Source organism: Butyricicoccus sp. AF18-9LB (assembly GCF_027684505.1).
GTDB lineage: Bacteria > Bacillota > Clostridia > Oscillospirales > Butyricicoccaceae > Agathobaculum > Agathobaculum butyriciproducens.
This window is the reverse complement of the sequence record NZ_JAQCWA010000003.1, coordinates 110,641-124,759: the sequence shown is the minus strand read 5'-3', so window position 1 is coordinate 124,759 and position 14,119 is coordinate 110,641. Positions and strand designations below refer to the sequence as shown.

The 14,119-nt window shown below is 45.6% G+C and carries 15 protein-coding genes and 1 pseudogene; 4 read left to right on the top strand and 12 right to left on the bottom strand.

Annotated features, from left to right (window positions below; genetic code table 11):
* Nucleotide 1: 1 nt before the first annotated feature.
* The 11 genes from PGY33_RS03710 to PGY33_RS03660 all read right to left on the bottom strand — a co-directional run bounded on the left by PGY33_RS03710 (nucleotide 2) and on the right by PGY33_RS03660 (nucleotide 10,649).
* Nucleotides 2-880 carry a phosphoadenosine phosphosulfate reductase family protein gene (locus PGY33_RS03710; protein ID WP_243022869.1) on the bottom strand — a complete coding sequence of 293 codons (879 nt, stop codon included), beginning with the start codon at nucleotides 878-880 and terminating at the stop codon, nucleotides 2-4.
* Nucleotides 873-1,073, bottom strand: a complete 201-nt coding sequence (locus tag PGY33_RS03705; protein ID WP_118478674.1) for a hypothetical protein — start codon at nucleotides 1,071-1,073, stop codon at nucleotides 873-875. Before PGY33_RS03705 ends, PGY33_RS03710 begins: the two co-directional genes overlap by 8 nt.
* 442 nt (nucleotides 1,074-1,515) lie before the next feature.
* Entirely contained in the window at nucleotides 1,516-2,001 is a 486-nt protein-coding gene (locus PGY33_RS03700) for a sigma-70 family RNA polymerase sigma factor (RefSeq protein ID WP_118478672.1), read from the bottom strand.
* Between the two features lie 225 nt (nucleotides 2,002-2,226).
* The gene (locus PGY33_RS03695) at nucleotides 2,227-3,732 is read right to left on the bottom strand and encodes a recombinase family protein (RefSeq protein WP_118478670.1); all 1,506 of its coding nucleotides are present in this window, start codon (nucleotides 3,730-3,732) and stop codon (nucleotides 2,227-2,229) included.
* Nucleotides 3,733-3,817: 85 nt separating this feature from the next.
* Nucleotides 3,818-4,006 (bottom strand): hypothetical protein, encoded by a 189-nt coding sequence (locus PGY33_RS03690; RefSeq protein ID WP_021886981.1) that lies wholly within the window; start codon nucleotides 4,004-4,006, stop codon nucleotides 3,818-3,820.
* Between the two features lie 631 nt (nucleotides 4,007-4,637).
* The gene (locus tag PGY33_RS03685; protein ID WP_270477419.1) at nucleotides 4,638-5,057 is read right to left on the bottom strand and encodes an RNA polymerase sigma factor; all 420 of its coding nucleotides are present in this window, start codon (nucleotides 5,055-5,057) and stop codon (nucleotides 4,638-4,640) included.
* Nucleotides 5,058-5,521: 464 nt separating this feature from the next.
* A complete protein-coding gene (locus PGY33_RS03680) occupies nucleotides 5,522-6,199 on the bottom strand; it encodes an ABC transporter ATP-binding protein (RefSeq protein ID WP_270477416.1) in 678 nt (225 codons plus the stop codon).
* Between the two features lie 11 nt (nucleotides 6,200-6,210).
* Complete coding sequence (locus PGY33_RS03675) at nucleotides 6,211-7,710, bottom strand: hypothetical protein (protein WP_270477414.1); 1,500 nt, start codon at nucleotides 7,708-7,710, stop codon at nucleotides 6,211-6,213.
* A gap of 9 nt (nucleotides 7,711-7,719) precedes the next feature.
* Nucleotides 7,720-8,481: a hypothetical protein gene (locus PGY33_RS03670; RefSeq protein WP_270477413.1), complete on the bottom strand. Its 762-nt coding sequence runs from the start codon at nucleotides 8,479-8,481 to the stop codon at nucleotides 7,720-7,722.
* 129 nt (nucleotides 8,482-8,610) lie between these two features.
* On the bottom strand, nucleotides 8,611-9,945 hold the full coding sequence (locus PGY33_RS03665; protein WP_118478664.1) for a sensor histidine kinase: 1,335 nt from the start codon (nucleotides 9,943-9,945) through the stop codon (nucleotides 8,611-8,613).
* Nucleotides 9,936-10,649 carry a LytR/AlgR family response regulator transcription factor gene (locus tag PGY33_RS03660; protein WP_270477411.1) on the bottom strand — a complete coding sequence of 238 codons (714 nt, stop codon included), beginning with the start codon at nucleotides 10,647-10,649 and terminating at the stop codon, nucleotides 9,936-9,938. Before PGY33_RS03660 ends, PGY33_RS03665 begins: the two co-directional genes overlap by 10 nt.
* Nucleotides 10,650-10,822: 173 nt before the next feature.
* Here PGY33_RS03660 and PGY33_RS03655 point away from each other — a divergent pair, with 173 nt between their 5' ends.
* Complete coding sequence (locus PGY33_RS03655; RefSeq protein ID WP_442861215.1) at nucleotides 10,823-10,969, top strand: hypothetical protein; 147 nt, start codon at nucleotides 10,823-10,825, stop codon at nucleotides 10,967-10,969.
* 46 nt (nucleotides 10,970-11,015) lie between these two features.
* Here PGY33_RS03655 and PGY33_RS14455 read toward each other — a convergent pair.
* A pseudogene (locus tag PGY33_RS14455) lies at nucleotides 11,016-11,114 on the bottom strand (hypothetical protein); the annotation flags it as partial.
* 551 nt (nucleotides 11,115-11,665) lie between these two features.
* Between PGY33_RS14455 and PGY33_RS03650 the strand changes: the two are divergent.
* From PGY33_RS03650 to PGY33_RS03640, 3 genes are all read left to right on the top strand, one after another.
* Nucleotides 11,666-12,352, top strand: coding sequence for a LytR/AlgR family response regulator transcription factor (locus PGY33_RS03650; protein ID WP_118478658.1), 687 nt, complete (start codon nucleotides 11,666-11,668; stop codon nucleotides 12,350-12,352).
* Nucleotides 12,349-13,614 carry a sensor histidine kinase gene (locus PGY33_RS03645; protein WP_118478656.1) on the top strand — a complete coding sequence of 422 codons (1,266 nt, stop codon included), beginning with the start codon at nucleotides 12,349-12,351 and terminating at the stop codon, nucleotides 13,612-13,614. The genes PGY33_RS03650 and PGY33_RS03645 overlap by 4 nt, the downstream gene beginning before the upstream one ends.
* Before the next feature lie 198 nt (nucleotides 13,615-13,812).
* Nucleotides 13,813-14,085, top strand: a complete 273-nt coding sequence (locus PGY33_RS03640; protein WP_133241563.1) for a hypothetical protein — start codon at nucleotides 13,813-13,815, stop codon at nucleotides 14,083-14,085.
* Nucleotides 14,086-14,119 lie beyond the last annotated feature (34 nt).

Sequence of the window (14,119 nt, the reverse complement as noted above, 5' to 3'; positions counted from 1 at the left end):
TTCACTCCGTTTCTGTTAAGTAATCTGAAATGCTCAACTGCCCCGGCAGCACGCCGTCCTGCAGCCACCAGTGCAGCACTTCTTCCCCGCCCTGCCAGACGGCAGGCAGGTTCCTGCTACGGCGTTCCTCAAGCATCCGTTCAAATGCGTGCAGGTACGCCCGCTCATAGGTTGGATACCGACCAAACTCAAACTGCCGTCCGGCACGGCCCGCCAACGGACAACCGATACAGCCGACACGATGAAAGCCGCGCTCGTACAGCGGATTGACCGGGATATGCTCGGAACGAATGTAGTCCCACACTTCTCTGTCCGTCCAGTCCACGATTGGATTGCAAATGCGCTTTGCCTGCAAGCGGCAGTTCTCGAACAGCCGCCGTGTATCGTCGTTATCGTTGCTGATCGTGATTCTGCGGCTTATGTCTGCGGATTGCTTCTCATATATACCGCGGTTCTTGCGGCGCTTGGCGCTTTCTGCCCAGCGAACGCCTGTTGTTATCATGCGTCCCTTGCCGCCCTGCTCTTTCAGCACGGAACAGCAGTATCGCACAACGCGCGTTGGCGGCATGAGTTTTTGCGGTATCAGGCTCCACATTGTCACGCGAGCACCCTTGAACATTGCCAGGTTGACGGTACACTTGATACCCTTGTTTTCCAGCCGATGGAAAGTTTCGCGCACATGGTAGACGGTTTCCGGCGCGTCAACCGAGGTATGGTTATGCTGGACTTCGTACCGGATACCGGCCGCCCGCGCCAGCGCAAGACAAACATCGCTGTCCTTGCCGCCCGAAGTGGTTATAACGAGCGGTGCATGGTAGTAGGTTTCGCTCATTTCAGCGGCCAGCCGCAGACGAGCGATTGCCTGCTGTTCTTTATTCATTGCGTCCCATCAGCTTAAAATAGGCTTTCGGGCGTTTCGGCAGTTTCGTCCAGAAAATACAGCGACCGTACAGATCGTGAACAAAACTCTCACGGCCTAAGTAAAGCTGTACGTCCATTTTGCCGTTCGGATACAGGCACAGAACCCGATGACCGCGTTCCGGCAGTATCTTATTTGCGTTTTTCCATTCCATAGATGACCTCCAAAAAGCAAAACCGGAGGAATCCATGCGATTCTTCCGGTTTGTGATTATTCTGTTGTCCGGATTTTTACACTATCATATATATCATCACCTCGCATTTCTCTGTCAGCCTATTCGTCCTCACCCCCCGGCTGCCGGGAAACATCAGGCGGCCGGCGGCGTACCGACCTCACAGGCATTGCACCTATCTCGTTGTCCGATCTCATAGCCTGCGACGCTTTTAACGCTCGGACGGTGACTGATCGGGAGTATCATTATCATCTATGCGGGTCATCGCCTTGTCGGGAGCCGCCCGACAGTTCGCGGCTTTACACCGCAGCTCTCCGCACAGAATTTGTACCTGATGTTTGATGTTCAGTTGCCAAGGAGCAGTGAGGGTTTGTTTATCCCCTCACTGTTCCCCCAAGCAAAACAGCCACTGTATCAGCCGAATTTAGAAATTTGAAAAATATTTTTTTAGCTTTCCCAAAATCCGGTCACGATCTCTTACTATCTTCATGGGCGGCACATTGATTTCACGGGCATATTCTCGCACCCCAAGTCCGCGAAAATACAGCGCGTCTATCAGCCTTTTCTCATCGTCGCTCAACTGAGCAAGCACAACCGGCAAATGTTTTGCCTGTTCTTCTCTCATTTTTGCATTTTCGTGTTCAATGCAGATTTCTTCCGCGCTCGGTTCTGCATTTTCCAGTGTTTCGATATGTATACCATCCTCAATCGTGCGTTCCAGCGATATTTCGTTCTCAGCCGGAATATCTTCTCCGATATATCTTGCGTGCCGGTCCATCTTCGAATATGCCGCAAACACTTCGGCCGAAACCTCTACATCCTGCCCAAACACGGTGATGATGTTTGCAACCACGTTGCCGTCCTTATCTTTAACCCGCTTGTAGTTGCGGTTTTTCTGCCAGTTTTTCATTTTTAAGCTCCAATCTTAAAGTTTTTGTTTAAGATTGGAACTTATGGATAGCGGGCAATATTAGCTTGCCAGCAGTCTGAAAAAGAGCGAAACCCCCTGCACTTTGGGATTTTAGGGCAAAAAAATAAAGCCTTTCGCACAGCTATTAAGCTATACAAACGGCTTTGCTTACATCGCTTGACAAGGGCACACAGTCCTTTGTCGTGTGCGATAGATAAGTAAAAGTCAAATTTTCCACTCAATCGAAACGTGTTCGTCGGTTGCGCGGATCTGTGAGATCAGGCCGTCGGCAACCTGCCGCCTGTCCTCGAAGTCAATTTCTTCCCATTGGTTGAGGTAGACCGACAACCGCTCAATCTGCTCCGGGGACATGGTTTCCGCCGACAGCGCCGCGATCTCTTTTGTCAGAGCTTGGCGGCGTGTGTACAGCTCCTCAATTTTGCTGTTGGCATAGGACAACAGCACCGCATTAGCCCCGGTCAGAGTATTCAGCAGCTTTTCAATCTCGTCCTCCACGCGGGCAAGCTCCATGTTCAGCGCGGTCAATTGGGGATTGACCGTTTCCCGCTTTGCCGTCAGCGTCTGGAACTCGGACAGCTTTTTGACCATCTCGCCGTACAGAAATCTTTCAAATTCCCGTGTGCGGAGCGTCCCGCAGCCGTCACAGCTTTTACTGTCGGCCCGCTTGGAGCAGCGGAGATACTGAACACCTGTAGGATTGCCGACGCTCATAAGCGCGTACCCACAGCGGCCACACTTGACCTTTCCGGCAAGCCATGTGTTCTTTGCCTTGCGCCCGCCTTGGAACGTCCTGTTTGCCATGAGCTTTTTCCGGCAGCGCAGCCATGTATCAGACGATACCAGCCCCTCGCTGGGAGCCAGAACAAGTATCTGATCTTTCAGGTGCTTGTTTTTTCTTTCCTGCACGTCCCGGCCCTGGTAGAGATAGCAGCCGTTTGTCCCGGCAAAATCTGTCGCTTCATTGACTACTACCGTACCCTGGCTTTTGAAGAACTCGTACATATCGAGATCAGCCTGTGCGTAAATGGGGTTTCTCAAAAGCTGGGATATAAAGCCCCGTTTCATTTCCTTACCGTAGATCAGGATGCCCTCGTCGGCAAAGTAGCGGGCGATGTCCCCGAAAGAGGTTCCGGGCTGGGAGTACATTTCAAACATCAACTTTGCAATATCTGCCGTTTCCGGGTCAGGCTTCATCATTTTTGTGCGGATGCCCTCAATGGTGGTCGGCTCCAGTTGGAAGCCATAGAGGGCCGCGCCGCTCATGTGAAAACCGTGTTGGCAGCGGGAATAGTAGGCGTCGGTCACGCGCTTCTGGATGGTTTCACGTTCAAGCTGGGCAAACACGATGCAGATATTCAGCATGGCCCGCCCCATCGGGGTGGACGTGTCAAACTTTTCCGTAGAGGATACGAACTCGACATTGTATTCCTGAAAAGTTTCCATCATGGTTGCGAATTCCAGAATGGAACGGCTAATACGATCCAGCTTGTAGACCACCACACGCTTGATCAGGCCCCGGCGAATATCGGCCATCATTTCTTGGAACTTGGGCCTGTCGGTGTTCTTGCCGGAATAGCCCTTGTCGGTGTACTTGCGGAAATTGCCTCCTCTCAATTCATACTTGCAGAACTCGATCTGGCTTTCAATGCTGATACTGTCCTTGCGGTCAACGGACTGTCTGCCATAAATGGCATCTTCACGAATAATCATTTGGTGCTCCTTTCCGTGTAGGAGCTACCAAACCTTACACCCATATTATATCTCTGGCAGCCCCGCATCTCAAGGATGTCCCGCATTAGTGCATCTGCGCCCGTCCCGGCGCATACTTCACAAAGACCTCATACAGACAGCTTTCAATCTCACGCTTGCGCTTGTCCCGTGCTCGGGGAGAGAGCATCGGGGTCAGGTTTTCCACGGTGATGGATTTGCCCTGAAAAGATGCGGTTTTGACTTCCTTGTGATAGCCGACTCTTGCCTCCGTCATCTGAAAACCTCCTATAAAAATCAGCGGTGTGAATAGATTTGATGGTTTCCCGTCGTCCGTGGGGAAACGTGAAAGGACGGCACAAAAGCGCCGTCCTTTGACCTTGCCCCACCTCTGGCCACGATGACCAGAAGCAGCGGGACAGTTGTTTTCCGTTTCAATCCACAAAAGAGGGAGCCGCCGCGCCGGAATGGTTTGGGCTGTCATAAGACAGAAAGACCCGGTTTGACGGCTCCCTGTATGATTGTTGTGTGCCGTATTTGCCACGCATCCCCGGCACGGGGAGTATTCCAGATCGCCGATGGCTTCGGCTGCATAGCCCCACAGTACCGCTGCCCGTGGAGGGCTGGCGCATACCGCAGGGACTCCCCCTCAAGTCTGTGGGAGGGCGTGAGCAAGTTTCATTATCCTCCGCGCTGTCCTCGCGCCCGGTTTGCCAGCACCGGGTCAAAGGCTGCGTTGATCGCTCGGCCAGCTTGTCCATCACCTCCTGAACTGGCTGTCGTGGCGGCGCACCTTACGTCGCTATCACGCGGATTTCGTATCGGGAATACTGTCTATTCAGTTTTCAAGGCGAGGAAGAAAACTCCTCTCACCTATCAGGAGGTTTCGAGGGCAAATGTACTCCCTCTTACAGAGATTTTTTCAAAATATTTTTCATAGCAGACAGCCCGCGCTCAATGGAGCAGCAGATGCGGCTCCGTCCAACGCCCTCGGCTGCTGCGATCTCGGCCTTGCTCATGCCGAGAAGATAGTGCTGGTACACACGCCGGGCCTGCGTGGGCGGGAGCTGGGCCAGCGCGTCATAGAGGGCAAAGGTGGTTTCCTGTGCCTCAATGTACTCGTCCGGGGTCAAGGGCTGGCGGAGTACATTGGCCTCAAAGCCGGGATCGGTGTCCAGCGAGCACTCGCCATTTCTGCGCTTCCGCCGCTTGTAGCTGTCGCACAGGCGGCCTCCCATAGAGAGGGCGGCGGCGATCTCGTCCGAAACTTCCAGCATCACATTTTCGGTCATATAGGGGTAATACCATTTCAGATTGATAGTCGTCATAATTGTCCTCCGTTTCAAAAGGTGGTTGGTGAGTGCGGATTGAAATGGAGAACAGGTGGCCCACGGCACCTTGGAGCCTCTGGCCACCGTGACCAGAAGCAGGGGCATACAAAAACGCCCACACAGCATGACGCTATGCGGGCGTAAGTAAACGAAATTCGTGTTACATGATGTTCAATTTCACTTTTAAGGCCGAACTGCTCCGATGGAGGGGCTACGCTTTTTTTAGCTGGTGCAGATCATGGACGCTGCGAAAAAGAAAAATGGACACGGCGGCAATCCCCCTATGTGCCGCCGTGGAGTTACACGGTGTCGGGGCTTCGCTGGTTTAGGATAGACGAAAAGAAACGGCGGCTCTGAAAATCAAAGCCACCGCTTCATGGACGCGTGAAAATGCATCTGCGTTACGACGGCTTTTTTCTTTTGCCGTCGTGCGGCAGTTATGTTCTATATACTTTTGCAAGCTACTCCATTTCTCGATACCGCGCCGCGATTTCTTCTGTAATCGGCAGTAGCTGACAATCTTCAATCGAGTACACCTGATCGCATAGCTGTTCAATGTCTTTGAAATGGTGTGAAGTCAGAAAAATGGTCTTGCCTTCCGCTTTCAGCATACGGATGATGGCCTTTACATCCTCATAGGTTTTGTAGTCCAATGCGTTAAAAGGCTCATCCAAAATCAGAATATCCTGCCCCTCCATAATTGCCTGTGCAATCCCCAGTTTCTGCTTCATACCAAGAGAATAGTTGTCTACTTTCGTTTTATTATCAGGGTCAAGCCCCACTTTGCTCATGGCCTGTCGGATTTCTTTTTCTCCAATTTTCCCTTGAATGTCCGCAAGAAATTTCAGATTTTGAAAACCACTGTAAATGCCAATAAAACCGGGGGAATTGATAAATACTCCCAAACTTTCGGGGAAGTCGCGGCCATTTTTACCAAGCTGTTTTCCGCGCACATAAACACTGCCCCGATCAGGCTTCTCGAAACCGCATAAAATCTTGAACAGCACCGACTTTCCGCTGCCGTTAGCGCCAACCAAACCAACAGCTGTTCCCTGTTCTACAGGCAGGGAAATATTCTGAAGAATTGCCCTGCCGCTAAAACTTTTTGATACATTTTTCACTTCAATATATGAACTCATATTCTGTCCTCCTAATTCAATATTTTCTTGTAGCCCCACATAAGAATTCCTGCAATCATCAGCGTTAAAATGGCGGCCTCTATACCAAAGGCGGACACAGCGGAAATTCCAATTCCCGGTTCCACAACAGAAATTCTTGTCAGGCTGGAAAGGCCAAAGGGCGAATAAGCTACCCAATTCCCCGGAAGGATACAGAGCAGATTTCCCGCCACTACCACAAGGAAACCGATTGTAACCTGTCTTGTGGCAATGTAGATGTCGAGCACAATCAGATATTGCGCCAATATATCAAGGCACTTCATTAAAACCGCATAGAGCATAAGCCTGAAAGAAACGATTGTTAATCCAGTGCTGAATAGGGATGCCCCTATAAGGCCAGCCATAAGCCAAAAGATTGCATATACCATGAGAAACTTTATGCTGACCAATAAAATGCTCTTCATCAAATGCCTGCGGCCCTTCGAGCGCACAGAAACAAATATAGATTGCCCGTTCACTGTTTGCTCCACAAAAGCGGCAAGCAGATAAAGGGGCACACCGCCGGTAATCAGCAGTTCAAGAAAAGGTAAAACTTGAAAATATCCGGTTCCATGTCCTGCAAACAGGGCATAAATCCATTCCAATCCTGATAGGGCGGTGCCATTGCCTAAGCCTTTGTAAATCGAAACTCCCAACACAACACCTAAAAGAATCAGCAGATTACGAGGGATCATGAGCGCATGGAAATAGTAGCCAGCTATACCACGGTGGGATAACTGTATATGCGACAACTGTCCCCGCCACGCAAACCGAATAGATATAGCAATTATCAAAACAATGAACAGCAAAGTAAAGGCAGTTATCTCTAAACGATGGGACACGCCCAAATTGTGGTGTAAAATCAGCAAATGATTAAAACTCGTCAGCGGAATATTTTGAATTGCCGGAAGCTTGATCCACACAGCCGAGAGGACATAAAGAACGATTACAATTCGAATCGTCCACTTTCTCCCAGTGAAATGTCCAATCCACATACAGATTCCAAATATCAGCCAACTTCCAATAAGCTGATAGAGGGTAAAACAGACAAACGCCTGCAAGGGACTGGCAAAAAGCTGTTCCAGAGTGGAAAATAACTCGGCTTCCGTTGCACCCGCAGCAAGGTTCCATTCGTTGCCTAAAGGTAATCCTATACCAGACAGAAGAATTGCCCCAGTTTGAACAGCCGTCAGAATGACTGCAATCAAACCGACCCCAATCCATTTTTTCAGAAAATAAGAATGGTAACTTTGAAACCGTAAGATTACTGGCTCTCCGTCGTCATCAATAAAGGAAAAGCAGCTTAACAGTACAATCGGCAGCACAAAATAGGTCAGATAGTAATGGTCTGATACCGCCGACAAGATGTGCCGCTCGTATGCAATACCTCCGTTTAACCTCCCGCTGATGGAAAAAAGTATACATCCGGCAAATAGGGCAAGCGACTTTCCATATCCCCACAAGCGGAGATTTTTTCTGATAAGTGTAATCATAACGGATTCCTAAATGGTTACGACAGCATTTTTCTTAGAAAGAAGAAACGCTGTCAGGCCAATCACAATGCTTAAAACAATCGGGCCAAAGAGGAAAGAGGAGATCGATACGACCTTTGGATCGACTGTTGCGGGATCAAAAGCTACGACCAGCCGGTATCTCTCTAAACGAAGAATAGCCAGAACAAAATTCTCTAAAATGGAATACATAAATGGCCCTGTAAGGATTACAAAGATGTTCTTGCAGTATAAAGCGAGGACAAATCCGAAGGTCATTACAAAAAGGCTGACTATGCCCCTCCAAAGGGATAGGGCAACTGCATATAACAGCGGGGCCTTTATAAATGCGTTTTCAAATATATGGCTAAACGGATTTTCAACGAAAGGAACCACTGGCGGTTTCACATAGATGGCAAACACCGCCGATAGTATATAGGGAATCACAATAATACAAAGGGTTCCCAGCGCATACGCAATCCATTTGGCAGTCAGATACTTCTTAATTTTCACTCGCGGCATGACATAGAGCAGGAAGTTATTTTTGCGCTCATAATACAAATTCCAGCATAGCGGCACCACAACAAATAGCGGATAAAGCAGAGAAAACAGTTCTGTTCCAACTTCCCATGCCTCTAAATCGTAGTGCAGTACATAATTTTGGTAAATTGTGCAGGACAACACACTCATGGCGATTGCCAGAAGAACTGTTGTCAATAGCACCGGCAGAAAAACTTTTTTCCACTCATTTCTCACAAGGCCTATCATATTCATTCATCCCTTTCTTTGTTTTTTCCAGTATATCGAACTCTTTCAGGCGCTTCAATAGGCCGGAAACAAGAGAGGGTTTTAAGGGAACAAGATAAATTTCGTTCCCTTAAAACCCTCGTTCATACCCTTTTCTCATGGCATGAGTATGCCAAAGACAACATAATTTTCATTCAAAATGGATTCATTGCGGGTCAGGATTTTCCCATGATACTGTTCCGTCATGCGTAGGATGTTATACAGACCAAAGCCGTGGCCGTCACGATTCGTCTTTGTTGTTACGCCTTTTCCAAACAAGGCCATAAATTCAGTATTTGACAGCGGCGGAGCCGGATTGGAAACTGTCAACTCCAGAAAACCCTCCTGTTTCTTGCTGGATAAAAAAATTGTACTTCCTTTCGGTGAAGCCTCGATTGCATTATCCAATAAAATTCCAATGACCTCGATCCATTCTGTTTCCGGGGTGACGGTTTTCTTGAAAAGACCGTGTAAGGATAATTCTATGTGAAGATTTGCCGCTTCTGCCTGCTTTATTTTTCCAAACAGCATCCCGGCAATCATTTTGCTGTCGCATGAGAGCAGTTCCCGATCATTAAGACTGATTCCAATACTTCCTGTAAGACCTGCTACTTCTTTCCGGGCTTCTTCTAAAGTATCAGCAGAGGCAACGGCAGCTTCAATCGCCATCATCCGGTTATTAAATTCATGCTGCCTTGCCCTAACCTGTGAGATCAATTCTTCTACAATAGGCACATACTGCTCAATCATGTGGATTCGCTTTTGCTCCTGCGTCCGACGCTGATGTAGGAACAGCAATATACTGTCCAGCAGCAACACCGCAAGGATCAGAATTATAATCACCCACAGATGGGAAAGAATTCTATCCACATCAAAAGAGAGGATAGAAAGCACTGCCATGAGAAGGACAGCGATATTGGCAGATACGATCAGAACTGTGAAATCGCTTCTTTGGACGAGCTGATGGATCAAGCCGAAAAGTGGCGTGAACTCCAGTACAACTATAAGGCACAACGCCGCTATACGGCTGCCCAACAGGAGTAAAATATCCGTAGCTCCGCAGACAGCAAAAAGAACCGCGCACAGGCATTTGACGAACAGGAAAATGGAGAAGGCCGCCATTGTGCCGCAGAAAACCGTTCCGCTGGATTTGGAGCCGAAGAAAATACTGCTCAACAACAATACTGCAAAAATCAAAAACAGCAATCCAACAATATTGTCTGCTGGTAGTATTTCAAAGCCTTCACTGCGGAAAGATGCCGTCATATTTGCTCCGACAGAAAAATCCACTCTCGGTACAACACAAAGAACAAGAAGAATGGGAAAAATGAAAAAATCTTTTGCCTTTATTTCTGATTTTTGCCGGAAAACGGCTTCACAGCAGAGAGCCAGTATTCCCACATCCAATCCTAACTGTATCAGATTCATTAGAAAGTTCATGTTTACCCCCATAATTCGGCCTGATATTTATTTCCGATGGGGATTGTATCTGTAAATCCTTTCAGAAAAATCTTTCGCTCGGATTTGTCAATTTTCTCAATATGGGATTTGTTCACGACATAACTCTTATGGCACTGAACAAATGCTGGATCATCAAGCAACGCCAATAAACCAGACAAAGTGTACCCGGAAATCGTATCTTCTTTGATGCCGGACAGACGGCTACTGGTATGGATCACAAGTTTTTTTCCAAAGGCTTCGATATAGACAATATCCTGTGTAACATATTCTAAGATAAATTGCTTTTGCTCAATCTGAATGGTTTTTGCTTGTTGGCTCATCTGTTTAGACAATCCCAACGCGTCACGAAATGCCGCCGCAAATTCTTCTTCGTCAAATGGCTTTACAAGAAAACTGTAACACTTCACATCTCGATAAGCTGAAAGTTCTTCTCCTGCCAATGCCGTTTCAAAAATAATCGGCGTATATTTATATTCCGGCAATTCGCGGAGCTGCTTTGCTAAGCTGGTTCCTTTATAGTCCTCTAACTGAATATCAAGGATAAAAAGGGAAACATCGTTCGCTTTTGCATATTGCAGGGCATCGCCTGCTTCGGAAAAAGAAACCACGTCCAATTCAGCGAATATTTTATTGATATATCGGATTATCCTTTTTACTGCATCTGGATTATCCTCTACTAATAATATTTTACTCATTATGATGGTTCTCCACTATTATCTTTGAATTATACAAATCAATTATATTATAATCTTTTTCACCCAAAGGTACAAGCAGCAAAGAGAGCGAAATCAGATAGTCAGGCAAATGAAATTATACATTGTTCAAATAATAACACCCGAAATGTAAAATTACATTAGGTGGTGATGCTATGAAAATTGAACGGGACGAACGCAGATTTAACTTTCACGGGATCGGCCTTGCCATTAAGCGGGCAAGAGAAGCCAGCGGAATGACGCAGGAGCAATTAGGATACATTGTTGACCGCGATCCGCGTACCTTTCTTCATGTAGTATAACTGAACACATTACCAAAATTACAATATTTAGAACTGCAGAAACAATCAATTCCAAGCCATACGCACAGATTTCCCATTGCTCATTTGATACAATAATCCGCTTCTTTTGGAGATAGTTACAATAAGAATCGACAAATTTCTTCATAAAAATACTCTATTCTCTCTTATTTACTTTACTATACCTGATACCCACTATTATATCGACCTCTTGAAGTATTTCAATGTCCTTGCAGAGTTTAGTCATGTTTTTGCAGTAATTAGTTGAAAAGATAGTATAACTATTATAAAATAATAGTATTAGTCGCTTCTAATTGGTATCCATACTACTTAGAATAATAGTATCGCTATACCTGAGGTGATTATAAATGACAGGTCTTGGAGAAATTATTCAAGTCAAACGTAAAGAGTTAGGGTTGACGCAAGAACGTCTTGCTGAAAAAAATCGGGAAAACCGCTGGATACATCGGCCAAATTGAACGCGGGCTCAGTTATCCATCTTATCCGGTTTTATTACAGTTGATTGAAACATTAGAGCGTTGATGTACAATCTCTATTCTGCACATCAACGCTCGAAGAAAGTGAAAAACTGAAGCAAGAATACGCACAACTCTATTCCAAGCTCTCAAAGAAACAGCAACAATTAGCCCTTGGAATGTTAAAACTGATTTCAAGATGTGATTTTTAACAGGAGTATTTATGCGAATTGCAATTTGTGATGATGAAGAGCAAGAACGACTCAACATTAAAGCATTAGTCAAGCGATATGCCCCCGAATTATCTATTGTCCTTTTTCCCTCAGCAGACGAACTGCTGGCAGCAGCGAAGACGACATTTTTCCCATTGATTTTTCTGGATATTGAAATGGATGATACAAATGGCTTTGATGCTGCAGAAGAACTTATGTCGGGGAGCTCACAGCCGCTTATTGTTTTTGTAACCAAGAGCACCGAATATACGATTCGTGGTTATGACGTGGCTTTTCATTATCTTGTAAAACCTCTTAATGAGGAAAAGTTCTATGAGGTTCTCAAGCGCGCTTTGCGTCTGATCATTCCGCAGTATTTTTCATTCTCCTCGAATGGCGAACTGTATCGTATCCCTGTACAAGAAATTCTGTATTTCGAGTCCCGTAATTATATGCTTTTCATTCATACACAGCAGCAGATTTATAAAACTCGATTGAGCTTAAAAGAGGTTGAACCACAATTATCATCTGCAAATTTTCTTCGTATTCATGCCAGTTTCCTAATCAATCTGCATCATGTAGTTCGCATAACAAAAGACGATGTAGAAATGCAGAACCATCAACTGATCAAAATCAGCAGAAACCGAAAGAAAGAGGTCATTGCAGCTTTTACAAAGTTTGCGAGGGAAAACATATGACTTTGCTAATTGAAGCCCTCAGTGGTGTATTAGACACCTTTCTACTCTATCTTTTTGCATCTGGATTTTACTCAAAATATCGCAGCGCTAAATACAAAGGACATTTATACTTACTTGTGGGTATTTTTATTATCGTGATGAGCTGTATTCATATGCCGGGCATACTTCGTATCGTGCTGAGCTGGAGCATTATCAGTGTATCAACATATACGATTTTTGAATCCACTGTTCGCAAGGCACTTTTAACTTCAACAGCATTTATAACCCTCAGTGTGTTGGTTGACGTAATATGTGAATATCCTTTTTATCTCTCCGGCATTTCACGAACGGTTATCCTCGGACAGGGGTTAGCACGCTGCATATTTATCATCTTTGCAAAGCTGATAAACTTGCTGCTCATTCTTTTTATTGTCACACTGTTCGGCAAAAAAGGTTTACTTGATATTCCATTCAAAGAATTACTCCCACTCACGACCTGCCAGCTCGTCAGTGTATTTATCTGCATCGTATCATTGGAATTGGTCGGAACCGTATCGCACTTTCTTTTAATATTATTAACACTTTCTATTGCCGGAATTTTGTACATCAACATTGTATTCTTCGTATATATGCGATCTATTCGTACAAATTACGAAAACGAGCAGCAGCGGCGTTTGGCTGAACAGCAACTCGAAACTCAGCTGTCTTATTACGAACAGATGAAATCTGCTAACGAGCAAACGCGAAGCCTGTGGCATGATATAAAAAAGCAATTAACTGCTGTTACTGCATTAGTCAAGGACAGTGATGTATCACAAGCAGAGTTATATCTCGAAACCATTACCAAATCATTTAATTCGCTTAGCAAAATCGTTGATGTAGACCATCCGGTTATTAACGCAATTTTGAATGATGCACTGGGAAAATCCTCGCTTGCCGGTATTACTTTAAAAATCGACGTTTTTGTTTCCCCTCAGCTTGCCCTGTCCCCGCTGGTTTTAAGTGTTATTCTCGGAAATACATTGGATAACGCAATTCGCGCGTGCAGCGGTGTATCTGCCGATACGCCTAAAATCGTAAGTTTAACTTTAAGACAAAAGGACAGTATTCTGTATTACCGCATTTCCAATCCCTATGACCCAGAATTTTCTTCTAAGAAACGCGAGGGTATTCATGGTTATGGGCTGAAAAACGTCAGTTCCACAGTAGAACAAATCGGCGGCACAATGCAAATCAATCAAGAGAATAATCAATATACTGTAGAGATTATTTTGAATTTGTAAAATCATGGATGACAGTTTTAAAAGCTGTCGTCCTTTCTTTGTGCATTTTACTGCACCAGACCTACCAAACTCTGCAATCTTATTGTGTATTTTACCGTATGTTGTATAATACTAATACACCAAATGAAGGGAATGAACCCGATGCAGTAAGTCCAGCTAGATGCTATCGCTGGCGTTGATGGAATTGGCACGCAACAAATGAACGATGCGGGTACCGTTATATTAGATACACGATGGTTGGTTATCGGAAATTACGGTATCATTTATGATTTGAATCTATCCGGTTGTAATGGTCGAAAAATTCAATTTTCTAAGGCTACAAACAACGCTGGCACCATTATGACACGAGTAAACAACGGAACATGGTATGCTAAAGCACTGCCATTTACATACGATGCGTCTACCACTTCTTTATTACAAATTATTTTAATCGGCGGAAATTCCGGTGATTTATCAATGAAAATTCTATAATTTTACAAGAAACGATACTGAATCAGGTATCGTT

What these genes read in the sequence shown, in the direction of transcription:
- PGY33_RS03710 (WP_243022869.1), bottom strand. Translation starts at nt 880, where the DNA reads ATGAATAAAGAACAGCAGGCAATCGCTCGTCTGCGGCTGGCCGCTGAA.
- PGY33_RS03705 (WP_118478674.1), bottom strand. Translation starts at nt 1,073, where the DNA reads ATGGAATGGAAAAACGCAAATAAGATACTGCCGGAACGCGGTCATCGG.
- PGY33_RS03700 (WP_118478672.1), bottom strand. Translation starts at nt 2,001, where the DNA reads ATGAAAAACTGGCAGAAAAACCGCAACTACAAGCGGGTTAAAGATAAG.
- PGY33_RS03695 (WP_118478670.1), bottom strand. Translation starts at nt 3,732, where the DNA reads ATGATTATTCGTGAAGATGCCATTTATGGCAGACAGTCCGTTGACCGC.
- PGY33_RS03690 (WP_021886981.1), bottom strand. Translation starts at nt 4,006, where the DNA reads ATGACGGAGGCAAGAGTCGGCTATCACAAGGAAGTCAAAACCGCATCT.
- PGY33_RS03685 (WP_270477419.1), bottom strand. Translation starts at nt 5,057, where the DNA reads ATGACGACTATCAATCTGAAATGGTATTACCCCTATATGACCGAAAAT.
- PGY33_RS03680 (WP_270477416.1), bottom strand. Translation starts at nt 6,199, where the DNA reads ATGAGTTCATATATTGAAGTGAAAAATGTATCAAAAAGTTTTAGCGGC.
- PGY33_RS03675 (WP_270477414.1), bottom strand. Translation starts at nt 7,710, where the DNA reads ATGATTACACTTATCAGAAAAAATCTCCGCTTGTGGGGATATGGAAAG.
- PGY33_RS03670 (WP_270477413.1), bottom strand. Translation starts at nt 8,481, where the DNA reads ATGAATATGATAGGCCTTGTGAGAAATGAGTGGAAAAAAGTTTTTCTG.
- PGY33_RS03665 (WP_118478664.1), bottom strand. Translation starts at nt 9,945, where the DNA reads ATGGGGGTAAACATGAACTTTCTAATGAATCTGATACAGTTAGGATTG.
- PGY33_RS03660 (WP_270477411.1), bottom strand. Translation starts at nt 10,649, where the DNA reads ATGAGTAAAATATTATTAGTAGAGGATAATCCAGATGCAGTAAAAAGG.
- PGY33_RS03655 (WP_442861215.1), top strand. Translation starts at nt 10,823, where the DNA reads ATGAAAATTGAACGGGACGAACGCAGATTTAACTTTCACGGGATCGGC.
- PGY33_RS03650 (WP_118478658.1), top strand. Translation starts at nt 11,666, where the DNA reads ATGCGAATTGCAATTTGTGATGATGAAGAGCAAGAACGACTCAACATT.
- PGY33_RS03645 (WP_118478656.1), top strand. Translation starts at nt 12,349, where the DNA reads ATGACTTTGCTAATTGAAGCCCTCAGTGGTGTATTAGACACCTTTCTA.
- PGY33_RS03640 (WP_133241563.1), top strand. Translation starts at nt 13,813, where the DNA reads ATGAACGATGCGGGTACCGTTATATTAGATACACGATGGTTGGTTATC.